Below are 11,897 nucleotides of genomic sequence, written 5' to 3' on the forward strand. Positions count from 1 at the left end.
CGCAGAATGTCCCGGTTGTCGCCGTTCGTGTGACACGGAGACGCTCATGGGTGGAACATACATCAACGAGCGAGCTTGGTTTCTCGCCTGTGCTAGTACTCTTCTCGTCTTTGGGCGGGGGGATGGAACGTGTGGGTGTGTGACGGGGTTTGTTTTTTCGGGTGCGCATTATTGGGTCCTGGAAGCCCAGCCGGCTCATGCCTCCTTGCGGGGGTGTGGGTGGACTTGGTTTTCTGGCCCGGGCTGTTCGGACGTGTTGCCGGGCGGGTCGGGACTGACCGTACGTTGAGAACTACACAGTGGACGCGAGCATCTCAACATCATCCTGTTTTGCGGGGTGGTGTTGAATACTTAGATTTATTTCATTGGTCGTGCCCGCATTGATGGTCACCTGTTTGGGTGGGTGTTGGTGTGTGGTGCGTGTTTCTGAATACTTATGTGATTTCAAGTTTCTAAGAGCAAACGGTGGATGCCTTGGCATCTGGAGCCGAAGAAGGACGTAGTAATCTGCGATAAGCCTCGGGGAGCCGATAAACGGGCTGTGATTCGAGGATTTCCGAATGGGGAAACCCCGCCAGGGCGCGTGCGTACCTGGTGACTCCCGCCTGAATATATAGGGCGGGTAGAGGGAACGTGGGGAAGTGAAACATCTCAGTACCCACAGGAAGAGAAAACAACATGTGATTCCGGGAGTAGTGGCGAGCGAAACCGGATGAGGCTAAACCGGTGGTGTGTGATACCTGGCAGGGGTTGCATCATCGGGGTTGTGGGACGTGCCGTGGAGAGCTGCTGATCTCCGAGCGTGAGCGTCAAGGTATAGCGGAACATCTTGGAAGGGGTGGCCGGAGTGGGTGAGAGTCCCGTACGCGAAATGCCTTGGCCGCGTGGTGTGTATCCCAAGTAGCACGGGGCCCGAGAAATCCCGTGTGAATCTGTCAGGACCACCTGATAAGCCTAAATACTCCCAGATGACCGATAGCGGACTAGTACCGTGAGGGAAAGGTGAAAAGTACCCCGGGAGGGGAGTGAAAGAGTACCTGAAACCGTTTGCTTACAATCCGTCGGAGCACCCTTGTTGGTGTGACGGCGTGCCTTTTGAAGAATGAGCCTGCGAGTTAGCGATATGTGGCGAGGTTAACCCGTGTGGGGTAGCCGTAGCGAAAGCGAGTCTGAATAGGGCGATTCAGTCGCATGTCCTAGACCCGAAGCGAAGTGATCTATCCATGGCCAGGCTGAAGCGACGGTAAGACGTCGTGGAGGGCCGAACCCACTTAGGTTGAAAACTGAGGGGATGAGCTGTGGATAGGGGTGAAAGGCCAATCAAACTTCGTGATAGCTGGTTCTCTCCGAAATGCATTTAGGTGCAGCGTTGCGTGTTTCTTGCCGGAGGTAGAGCTACTGGATGGCCGATGGGCCCTACAAGGTTACTGACGTCAGCTAAACTCCGAATGCCGGTAAGTGAGAGCGCAGCAGTGAGACTGTGGGGGATAAGCTTCATAGTCGAGAGGGAAACAACCCAGATCGCCAACTAAGGTCCCTAAGCGTGTGCTAAGTGGAAAAGGATGTGGAGTTGCTGTGACAACCAGGAGGTTGGCTTAGAAGCAGCCACCCTTGAAAGAGTGCGTAATAGCTCACTGGTCAAGTGATTCCGCGCCGACAATGTAACGGGGCTCAAGCACACCACCGAAGTTGCGGCATTCAGCGTGTAGACAAGCCTTCGTGGTTCAGTTCGTTGGATGGGTAGGAGAGCGTCGTGTGGCGAGTGAAGCGGCGGAGTGATCCAGTCGTGGATGCCACACGAGTGAGAATGCAGGCATGAGTAGCGAAAGACGGGTGAGAAACCCGTCCTCCGGAAGACCAAGGGTTCCAGGGTCAAGCTAATCTGCCCTGGGTAAGTCGGGACCTAAGGCGAGGCCGACAGGCGTAGTCGATGGACAACGGGTTGATATTCCCGTACCGGCGGTGGACCGTCAAAGACCTAACCAGTAGTGCTAAACAAACCAATGCTTGGGTGGATCCTTCGGGTGATGCCTGGGTGGCGGCTGTGAACCCGATGCTGGGGTGGTGAGCGTGAGGTGTGACGCAGGAAGGTAGCCTGTGCCGGGCGATGGTTGTCCCGGTGTAAGCATGTAGCCCGGAGCGGATGAATAGTTCGTTCTGTGTGGGTGAGATGTGATGCGGACCCGTATGGGGAAGCAGGTGATCCTATGCTGCCAAGAAAAGCATCGGCGTGAGGTTCATTGTTGCCCGTACCCCAAACCGACTCAGGTGGTCAGGTAGAGAATACTCAGGAGATCGAGAGAATCATGGTGAAGGAACTCGGCAAAATGCCCCCGTAACTTCGGGAGAAGGGGGGCCACCCGCTTATACCGCCTTGCGTGGGAAAGGGTGTGGTGGCCGCAGAGACCAGTGGGAAGCGACTGTTTACTAAAAACACAGGTCCGTGCCAACACGCAAGTGGATGTATACGGACTGACGCCTGCCCGGTGCTGGAAGGTTAAGAGGAGAGGTTAGGGCTTTGGTCCGAAGCTTTGAATTTAAGCCCCAGTAAACGGCGGTGGTAACTATAACCATCCTAAGGTAGCGAAATTCCTTGTCGGGTAAGTTCCGACCTGCACGAATGGCGTAACGACTTCCCAGCTGTCTCCACCGTGAACTCGGCGAAATTGCACTACGAGTAAAGATGCTCGTTACGCGCAGAAGGACGGAAAGACCCCGTGACCTTTACTACAGCTTGGTATTGGTGTTCGGTGTGGCTTGTGTAGGATAGGTGGGAGACTGTGAAGCTGGCACGCTAGTGTTGGTGGAGTCGTTGTTGAAATACCACTCTGGTCATATTGGATATCTAACTACGGACCCTGATCGGGTTCTGGGACAGTGCCTGGTGGGTAGTTTAACTGGGGCGGTTGCCTCCCAAAAAGTAACGGAGGCGCCCAAAGGTTCCCTCAACCTGGTTGGCAATCAGGTGGCGAGTGTAAGTGCACAAGGGAGCTTGACTGTGAGACTGACAGGTCGAGCAGGGACGAAAGTCGGGACTAGTGATCCGGCAGTGGCTTGTGGAAGCGCTGTCGCTCAACGGATAAAAGGTACCTCGGGGATAACAGGCTGATCTTGCCCAAGAGTCCATATCGACGGCATGGTTTGGCACCTCGATGTCGGCTCGTCGCATCCTGGGGCTGGAGTTGGTCCCAAGGGTTGGGCTGTTCGCCCATTAAAGCGGTACGCGAGCTGGGTTTAGAACGTCGTGAGACAGTTCGGTCCCTATCCTCTGCGCGCGTTGGAGATTTGAGAGGATCTGACCCTAGTACGAGAGGACCGGGTTGGACGGACCTCTGGTGTGCCAGTTGTTCTGCCAAGGGCATGGCTGGTTGGCTACGTTCGGGATGGATAACCGCTGAAAGCATCTAAGCGGGAAGCCGGCCTCGAGATGAGATCTCCGTACACCCTTCGGGGTGTGTGAGGCTCCCAGGAGATGACTGGGTTGATAGGCCAGATGTGGAAGCATGGTGACGTGTGGAGCTGACTGGTACTAATAAGCCGATGACTTGATTTCTTCACCCCCTCCGCTTTGTGTGTGGGTGGGTGCATGGGTTTTTTCTAACGATGTTCGCGTTCACTTTGTGGTTCCCAACGGACGGCCACACCAACCCCTCGTGCTCGTGTGTGGGGGTGGGTGGTTGATATGTTGATAGCGTTACGGTGGTTATAGCGTCAGGGAAACGCCCGGTCACATTCCGAACCCGGAAGCTAAGGCTGACAGCGCCGATGGTACTGCGAGGGGGACCTCGTGGGAGAGTAGGACACCGCCGGACACCCTTGTGTGGGGGGTGTCGTGTTCTGGTCCGACAAGAGTGTCGGGTCGGGACACGACACCCCCCTTTTTTTTGTGTGCTTGCACCACCGCACACACCCGACACCCGCGGGATCGCGCACCCGGAATCGTCAGGCGGCTTTCCGGTAGACTGGGTGGAGAAATCCAAACGACGACCGAACCGGAAGTGGGCCGCCTATGGGAGCGATGATGGGCGCGTTGCTCATCCTCGCTCTGGCCTCCGTGATCGCGCATCCGCTGGCCCGCCGACTCGGACGAAACGTCTTCTGGATCTTCGCCGCACTGCTGGCGCTCGTCTTCGCGGGGCTGCTCGCCCTCGCCCCCGCCGTGCTCGCGGGGGAGACGCGCGTCGAGTCCGTGGCCTGGGTGCCGCAGCTCGAGCTGAGTCTCACCTTCCGGCTCGATCCCGTCGCCCTGCTCTTCGCGCTGCTCGTCACCGGCGCCGGCGCCCTCGTGCTGCTCTACTGCACCCGCTACTTCGAGGCCGGTGAGGCCGGCGTCGAACGCTTCGCAGCGGTCTTCATGGGCTTCGCGACCTCCATGCTGGGGCTCGTCCTCGCCGACGACGTCTACCTGCTCTTCATCTTCTGGGAGGGCACGACGGTGTTCTCCTTCCTCCTCATCGGTCATGTCACCCGTCTGCGCACCTCGACGGCGGCGGCGCTGCAGGCGCTCATGGTGACGACCCTCGGCGGCCTCGCGATGCTCGTCGGGCTCGTGCTGCTCGCGCAGTCCGCGGGCAGCTCCCTGCTCTCCGACATCGTCGCCTCGGAGCCCTCGGGCGCCGTCGGCGTCACGGCGGTCTTCCTCGTGCTCGTCGGGGCGCTCTCGAAGTCCGCGATCTTCCCGTTCCACTTCTGGCTGCCGGGCGCCATGGCGGCGCCGACCCCCGTCAGCGCGTATCTGCACGCCGCCGCCATGGTGAAGGCGGGGATCTACCTCATCGCGCGCATCACTCCGGCGTTCGGGGATGTCCCCGGCTACCGCGAGACGCTCGTCGTCCTCGGCGCGATCACGATGCTCAACGGCGGGATCCGCGCGCTGCGCCAGTTCGACATCAAGCTCATCGTCGCCCACGGCACCGTGAGCCAGCTCGGCCTGCTCGTCATGGTCTTCGGCGTCGGCGATCCGCGAGCCAGCTTCGCCGGGTTCGCCCTGCTCTTCGCGCACGCGCTCGCGAAGGCGCCGCTCTTCCTCGGCGTGGGGATCATCGACCACTCCACGGGGACCCGTGACCTGCGCAAGCTCAGCGGCCTCGGCCGTCGCATGCCCGTGCTCGCCTGGGTGACGGTGCTCGCCGCGGCCTCCATGGCCGGCCTGCCGCCGTTCTTCGGCTTCGTCGCGAAGGAGTCGATGTTCACCGAGCTCATCGAGGTCGGGCACGCCCACCCCATCGCGATCCTCGCCCTCGTCGTCGCGATCGCCGGCAGCATCCTCACCGTCGGCTACATGGGGCGCTTCCTCTGGGGCGCCTTCGCGAGCAAGCGGGGGGTCGCGGACACCGCGATCCAGCACGCACCGGGGTGGTCGATCATCGTGGCTCCCGCGGTCTTCTCGCTGGCCGTGCTCGCGGCCGGGCTCGCCGCGCCCTGGGCGGACGGCGTGCTCCAGACGCTCGTTCCGGAGCAGTCGACCGCGGCGGGCACCGCGGCCGAGCACCTGGCGCTCTGGCACGGGGTCACCCCCGCGCTCCTGAGCTCCGTCGCCGTCCTGCTCGTCGGCGCGCTGCTCGCGAAGCTGCTCAGCCGGACCATCCTCCTGCTGCCGCCGCCGGCCGAGCGCTGGTCGGGCTCCCACGCTTACTGGGTGGTGACGCAGTTCGTCGATCTCGTGGCCGTCAAACTGACCTCCATCACCCAGCGCGGCTCGCTGCCCTTCTACCTCGCGGTGATCCTCATCGTCCTCGTCGCCGCGCTCGGCGGCAGCGTCGTCGTCGGCACGCTGCAGGGCGGCGCGCCGCTCTGGCCTGCGGACGTCGTGCTCGCGAGCTCGCCGGTGCAGCTGCCGATCGCGATCGTGATGATCGTCGCCGCGCTCTTCTCCCTGCGCGCCCGCACCCGCTTCCAGTCGGTCGTGCTCGTCGGGGTCACGGGGTACGGCATGGCCGCGATCTTCGCGATGCACGGGGCGCCCGACCTCGCGCTCACCCAGGCACTCGTCGAGACCGTCACCCTCATCGCGTTCGTGCTCGTGATCCGTCGCCTCCCGCAGCGGATCGGCACACGGGCGACGCCGCGGAAGCGCTGGCTGCGCGCCGGCATCGGCGTCGGCGTCGGCGTCGTGATCGGTGCGCTCGCGATCATCGCCCTCGGCTCGCGGATCGCCGAGCCCATCTCGCTGCGCTTGCCCGAACTGGCCTACGCCGGCGGTCACGGCGCGAACGTGGTCAACGTCATGCTCGTCGACATCCGCGGGTGGGACACGATGGGCGAGCTCTCCGTGATCCTCGCGGCCGCGACCGGCGTCGCCTCCCTCGTCTTCGTGAAGACGCGCGTCGATCACCGCCCCAAGCTCAGCCGCCGGGACGCGCGCGTCGCCGCGCGCGAGCAGCTGCTCCGCGTGGCCGACCCGAACGACCCCGCGCGCCGCGTGTCCTGGCTGCTCGCGGGCCGGCACCTCGATCCGGCGCGCCGCTCGATCCTGCTCGAGGTCGTCGTGCGCCTCATCTTCCACGGCCTCATCATCCTTTCCATCTACCTCCTCCTGACCGGGCACAACAGTCCCGGCGGCGGCTTCGCCGGCGGTCTCGTGGCGGGACTCGCGCTCGTCGCGCGCTATCTCGCGGGCGGCCGGCACGAACTGGGGGCGACGGTGCCCCTCGACGCCGGCCGCATCCTCGGCACCGGTCTCGCGATCGCGGTGTCGATGGCCTTCCTGCCGATGCTGTTCGGCCAGTCGGCGCTCGCCTCCGCGTGGATCGATCTCGACCTCGGCGTCTTCGGCTCGCTGCCGCTCGTGACCTCCACGCTCTTCGACGTCGGCGTCTACCTCGTCGTGTTCGGGCTCATCCTCGACGTGCTGCGCAGCCTCGGCGCGGAGATCGACGAGCACGAGGAGGCCGAAGTCGCGCAGTTCGAAGAGGAGGAGGTGAGCACCCGATGACGATGCCGCTCGTCCTGGTCGCCGTGATGGTGGTGCTCTACGCCTGCGGCGTCTACCTCATGCTCGACCGCTCGCTCACCCGGCTGCTGCTCGGCTTCCTCCTCGTGGGCAACGCGACGAACCTGCTCATCTTCCTGATGTCTGGCTCCTTCGGCGAGGCCCCCATCTCCGACGGGGCGCGCGCCGAGGAGATGAGCGACCCGCTGCCGCAGGCCTTCATCCTCACCGCGATCGTCATCACCTTCGGCGTCAGCGCATTCCTGCTCGCCCTCATCTACCGCTCCTGGCGCCTCGCCCACGATCACGACGACCGGGTCGAGGACGACGAGGCCGATCTCGAGATCGCGACCGCGGAGGCGCTGGCCGCCGACGAGGTCACGGACGAGGACCTCGCGGAGACGCAGGAGTACGACGATGCGGACGTCCCGGCGGACGCCGCGCCGGGCGGGGAGGGGCAGCGATGATCCCGCTCGTCCCGCTCGCCGTGCTCATCCCGCTCGCGGGCGCCGCCCTCGCCCTCGCCGTGCCCGGGCACCGCCGTCTCCAGCAGGGCATCACGCTCGTCGCGCTCAGCGCCGTGGTCGCGCTGAGCGGCTTCCTCATGTGGGCGGTCGACGCGCACGGCACCCTCGTGATGGAGGTCGGGGGCTGGGCGGCGCCGTTCGGCATCGCGCTCGTCGTCGACCGGGTCTCGGCGCTCATGCTCGTCGTCTCCTCCGTCGTGCTGCTCGGGGTCTTCCTCTTCTCCATCGGCCAGGGGCTCGCCGACGGCGACGAGGACACGCCGGTCTCCATCTACTACCCGACGTACCTCGTGCTCGGCGCCGGCGTCTTCAACGCGTTCATCGCCGGAGACCTCTTCAACCTCTACGTCGGCTTCGAGATCCTGCTCGTCTCGAGCTACGTGCTCATCACCCTCGGCGGCACCGCCCAGCGCATCCGCGCGGGGGTCACCTACGTCATCGTGTCGCTCGTCTCCTCCGTGCTCTTCCTGGCGGCCATCGCGCTCATCTACGGAGCCACCGGCACCGTCAACATGGCCCAGCTCACGCTCCGGATCGCCGAGCTGCCGAGCGAGGTGCAGCTGCTGCTGAACCTCGCGCTGCTCATCGCGTTCGGCATCAAGGCCGCCGTCTTCCCGCTCGCGTTCTGGCTCCCCGATTCGTACCCCACCGCGCCCGCTCCGGTCACGGCGGTCTTCGCCGGCCTGCTCACGAAGGTCGGCGTCTACGCGATCATCCGCAGCCAGACCCAGCTCTTCCCGCAGTCCAGCGTCGACCAGCTGCTGCTCGTTATCGCCGGACTCACGCTGCTCGTGGGGATCCTCGGCGCGGTGTCGCAGCTCGACATCAAGCGGCTGCTCTCCTTCACGCTCATCAGCCATATCGGCTACATGATCTTCGGCATCGGCATGGCGAACGCTGCGGGCTTCGCCGCGACGATCTACTACATCGCCCACCACATCATCGTGCAGACGACGCTCTTCCTCGCGGTCGGCCTCATCGAGCGGCAGGGCGGCACGACGTCGATCTCGGGGCTCGGCGGGCTCATGCGCACGGCCCCCGTCATCGCGATCCTGTTCTTCATCCCGATGCTGAACCTCGGCGGCATCCCGCCGTTCTCGGGCTTCATCGGGAAGCTCGGGCTCTTCACGGTCGCGGCCGAGCTCGCCACCCCCGCGGCGTACTGGCTGATGGGGATCGGTGCGCTCGTCTCGCTGCTCACCCTGTACGCGCTCGCCCGCGCCTGGGTGCTCGCCTTCTGGCGCTCCCCGAAGCGCGCGGAGGCGAAGATCGAGGCGAAGGCCGAGGCCCCCGCCGCGAAGCCCGCGACGACCGAGGCGCTCATGCTGCGCGACCGGGAGCAGGCGCTCTTCGAGCGGCTCCAGGACGCGCCCGATGCGCTGCCCCAGGCGGAGCAGAAGGAGATCCCCAGGCTCATGTTCGGCGCGACCTGCGGCATGGTCGTCGTGAGCGTCGCGCTCACGGTGTTCGCCGGACCGCTCTACGCCTTCGCCACGCGGGCGGGGGAGGAGCTCGCCGAGCCGGGGAGGACCGTGGAGCTCGTGCTCGGCGACCACGGCGACGGCGGATCGCCGGGGGGCGGCAGCGGGGACACCGTGCCCGAGGTCGCCGTGCTGGACGAGGAGGGGGGCGCGCATGGGTGAGGCGAGGATGGCCGGACGCCGCGCCGCACGACGGCTCGAGATCGGCGTGCGGCTGTACGAGCTGCCCCTGCTGTTCGGGCTCGTCGTGCTGTGGATGATGCTCTGGCAGGAGGTCTCGCCGCTCTCGGCGGTGAGCGGCTTCGTCGTCGCCTTCTTCGTGATGCGGCTCTTCTACCTGCCGCCCGTGGCGCTCGCCGGCCGGTTCAACGCGTGGTGGGCGCTGCGCTATCTCGGCTACTTCTTCTGGCACCTGGCTCGGGCTTCCTGGGAGGTCGCGTGGCTCGCGGTGCGGCCGGGGCCGCCGCCCGCGACGTCGATCATCGCGGTCCGTCTGACGACGCGCTCCGACTTCATCCTCACCATGGTCGGGCTGACGAACTCGCTGATCCCCGGCTCCCTCGTCGCCGAGGTGGACCGCTTCGAGTCGACGCTCTACCTGCACGTGCTCAACACCCCGACGCAGCGCGAGCTCACGAAGATGCGCCGCGAGGTGCGCACGATCGAGCGGCTGCTCGTGTACGCGGTCGGGTCGAAGGCCGAGATGCAGGCCGTGAACGCGAGGAGGACGGCATGACCACCTTCACCACGATCCTGCTCGTCGCCACCGGCGTCGGGCTCACCGCGACCGCGCTCGCCTCCCTCGTGCGGATCGTGCGCGGTCCGACGATCCTCGACCGCATGATCGCCTCGGACGTCCTGCTCACGACGCTCATGCTGGCCGTGGGGGCGGACATGGTGGTCCGCGGGCACACGGACACCATTCCGCTGATGACCGTGATCGGGGCGACGGCGACGCTCGCGACCATCGTGGTCGCGCGCTTCGTGAAGCGCCGCGCGGCGCACCAGCCGCAGCAGCCGAGCACGGGGGTGGGACATGTCTGAGATGCTCCTCGACCTCGCGGCGGTCGTGTGCGTCTTCCTCGCCGCCGTGCTCTCGGTCGCCGCGGGGATCGGGATCCTGCGCTTCCCCGACGCGCTCAGCCGGCTGCACGCGGCGACGAAGCCCCAGATCTTCGGCCTGCTGCTCACGATCGCCGCGATCGCGCTCGACCAGCGCTCCTTCGCGACGCTGCTCGCGCTCGTGCCGGTGTTCGTCTTCCAGTCCCTGACCGCGCCGATCGCCGCGCACATGGTCGGCCGTGCCGCGTACCGCACGGGACAGCTCGACACGAGCACGCTGACCGTCGACGAGCTGGGGCCGGCCATCGAGCGGAGCGATTCGCTCCACCGCTGATCCCGGCAGAAACTTCCGGCTTCTTCCGCTTGTCGGAACTTCTCGTCCCTGGCACCATGGGGGTATGACGCTCCTCCAGACCGCTCCCGTCCCCGAGGCCGCCGCGCCCCCCGCGGAGGCCGGCGACGCCCTCACGCTCGGCCGTCGCATCCGTGAACGCCGCACGCAGCTCGGTCTGACGCTCGAGCAGCTGGCCCAAGCCGTCGAGCGCGCCCCCTCCCAGCTGTCCGCAATCGAGAACGGCAGGCGCGAGCCGCGGCTGCCGGTGCTGCGCGCCATCGCGCAGGCCCTCGGCGCGACGGTCGACGAGCTGCTCGCGGACGAGGCGCCCAGCGAGCGCGCCGCCCTCGAGATCGCGGTCGAGCGCGCGCAGCGCGGTTCCGTCTTCGCCTCCCTCGGGATCCAGCCGATCCGGGTCTCCAAGGCGACGAGCGACGAGACGCTGCGCGCGGTGCTCGGCCTGCATCAGGAGGTCGAGCGGCTGCACCGGGAGCGCGCGGCCACCCCCGAGGAGGCGCGCCGCGCGAACACCGAGCTGCGCGCCGAGATGCGCGGGGTGGGCAACTACTACGCCGAGCTCGAGGCGGCCGCCGCGGAGCTGCTGCGCGGGGTGGGCTATGCCGGCGGACCGGTCTCGCAGCAGCTCATCGCCGACGTCGCGCAGAAGCTCGGCTTCGACCTGCACTACGTCACGGACATGCCGCACTCCACCCGCTCGGTCATCGACCGGCGCAACGGCCGCATCTACCTCGGCAGCGATGTGCCCACGCGCGACGCCCGCGCGCCGATCCTGCGCGCGCTCGCGAGCGTCGTCTGCGGGCACGAGGAGCCCCGCAGCTACGGCGACTTCCTGCGGCAGCGCGTCGAGGCCAACTACCTCGCCGGCGCCGTGCTGCTGCCCGAGGCCGCCGCGGTCTCGGTGCTCGCTGACGCCAAGCAGCAGCGGCGCATCTCGATGGAGGACCTGCGCGACGCCTTCAGCGTCTCCTACGAGATGGCCGCCCACCGCTTCACGAACCTCGCGACGGAACGGCTGGAGCTCCAGGTGCACTTCATGAAGGCCCACGAGTCCGGCACGCTCATCAAGGCGTACCAGAACGACGGGGTGAGCTTCCCCTCCGACGCGCTCGGCAACCTCGAGGGATCGATCGTGTGCCGCAACTGGACCGCGCGCACCGTGTTCGCGCAGCCCGACCGCTTCAACCCCTGGTACCAGTACACGGACATGGCCGGCGGGGGCACCTACTGGTGCACCTCGCGCGTGGAGAAGGCGAAGGAGGGCATGTACTCCGTGAGCGTGGGCGTGCGGTTCGAGGACGTGAAGTGGTTCCGCGGTCGCGAGACGCCGCATCGCACGCAGTCCTTCTGCCCGGACGAGCGCTGCTGCCGCCGCGCCTCCTCCGAGCTGACGCGCAAGTGGGAGGACGCGGCGTGGCCGGAAGCGGCGACGCCGACGAGCCTGCTCGCGGCGTTGCCGACGGGCACGTTCCCCGGCGTGGACGCGCACGAGGTGTACGCCTTCCTCGAGTCCCACGAGCACTGAGCGGCGTGACCCGCGCCGT

Annotated in this window: 7 protein-coding genes and 2 rRNA genes; all 9 read left to right on the forward strand. The window is 65.9% G+C overall.

Annotation, left to right across the window (positions count from 1 at the left end; translation table 11 throughout):
• Positions 1-442 precede the first annotated feature (442 nt).
• Positions 443-3,553, forward strand: a 23S ribosomal RNA gene (locus tag MUN78_RS05665).
• A gap of 142 nt (positions 3,554-3,695) precedes the next feature.
• A 5S ribosomal RNA gene (gene rrf / locus MUN78_RS05670) occupies positions 3,696-3,812 on the forward strand.
• A 206-nt stretch (positions 3,813-4,018) separates the two neighbouring features.
• Positions 4,019-6,934, forward strand: a complete 2,916-nt coding sequence (locus tag MUN78_RS05675; protein WP_244730018.1) for a Na+/H+ antiporter subunit A — start codon at positions 4,019-4,021, stop codon at positions 6,932-6,934.
• Entirely contained in the window at positions 6,931-7,398 is a 468-nt protein-coding gene (locus MUN78_RS05680) for a Na(+)/H(+) antiporter subunit C (protein WP_244729381.1), read from the forward strand. The genes MUN78_RS05675 and MUN78_RS05680 overlap by 4 nt, the downstream gene beginning before the upstream one ends.
• Complete coding sequence (locus MUN78_RS05685; protein WP_244693553.1) at positions 7,395-9,101, forward strand: Na+/H+ antiporter subunit D; 1,707 nt, start codon at positions 7,395-7,397, stop codon at positions 9,099-9,101. Before MUN78_RS05680 ends, MUN78_RS05685 begins: the two co-directional genes overlap by 4 nt.
• Complete coding sequence (locus MUN78_RS05690) at positions 9,094-9,675, forward strand: Na+/H+ antiporter subunit E (protein ID WP_244729383.1); 582 nt, start codon at positions 9,094-9,096, stop codon at positions 9,673-9,675. The genes MUN78_RS05685 and MUN78_RS05690 overlap by 8 nt, the downstream gene beginning before the upstream one ends.
• The gene (locus MUN78_RS05695; RefSeq protein WP_244729384.1) at positions 9,672-9,983 is read left to right on the forward strand and encodes an MrpF/PhaF family protein; all 312 of its coding nucleotides are present in this window, start codon (positions 9,672-9,674) and stop codon (positions 9,981-9,983) included. The genes MUN78_RS05690 and MUN78_RS05695 overlap by 4 nt, the downstream gene beginning before the upstream one ends.
• Positions 9,976-10,335, forward strand: coding sequence for a monovalent cation/H(+) antiporter subunit G (mnhG, locus tag MUN78_RS05700; protein ID WP_244693556.1), 360 nt, complete (start codon positions 9,976-9,978; stop codon positions 10,333-10,335). Before MUN78_RS05695 ends, mnhG begins: the two co-directional genes overlap by 8 nt.
• 64 nt (positions 10,336-10,399) lie before the next feature.
• Positions 10,400-11,878, forward strand: a complete 1,479-nt coding sequence (locus MUN78_RS05705; protein ID WP_244729386.1) for a helix-turn-helix domain-containing protein — start codon at positions 10,400-10,402, stop codon at positions 11,876-11,878.
• The last annotated feature ends 19 nt before the right edge of the window (positions 11,879-11,897 follow it).

The sequence above is a fragment of the Leucobacter allii genome (assembly GCF_022919155.1).
GTDB lineage: Bacteria > Actinomycetota > Actinomycetes > Actinomycetales > Microbacteriaceae > Leucobacter > Leucobacter allii.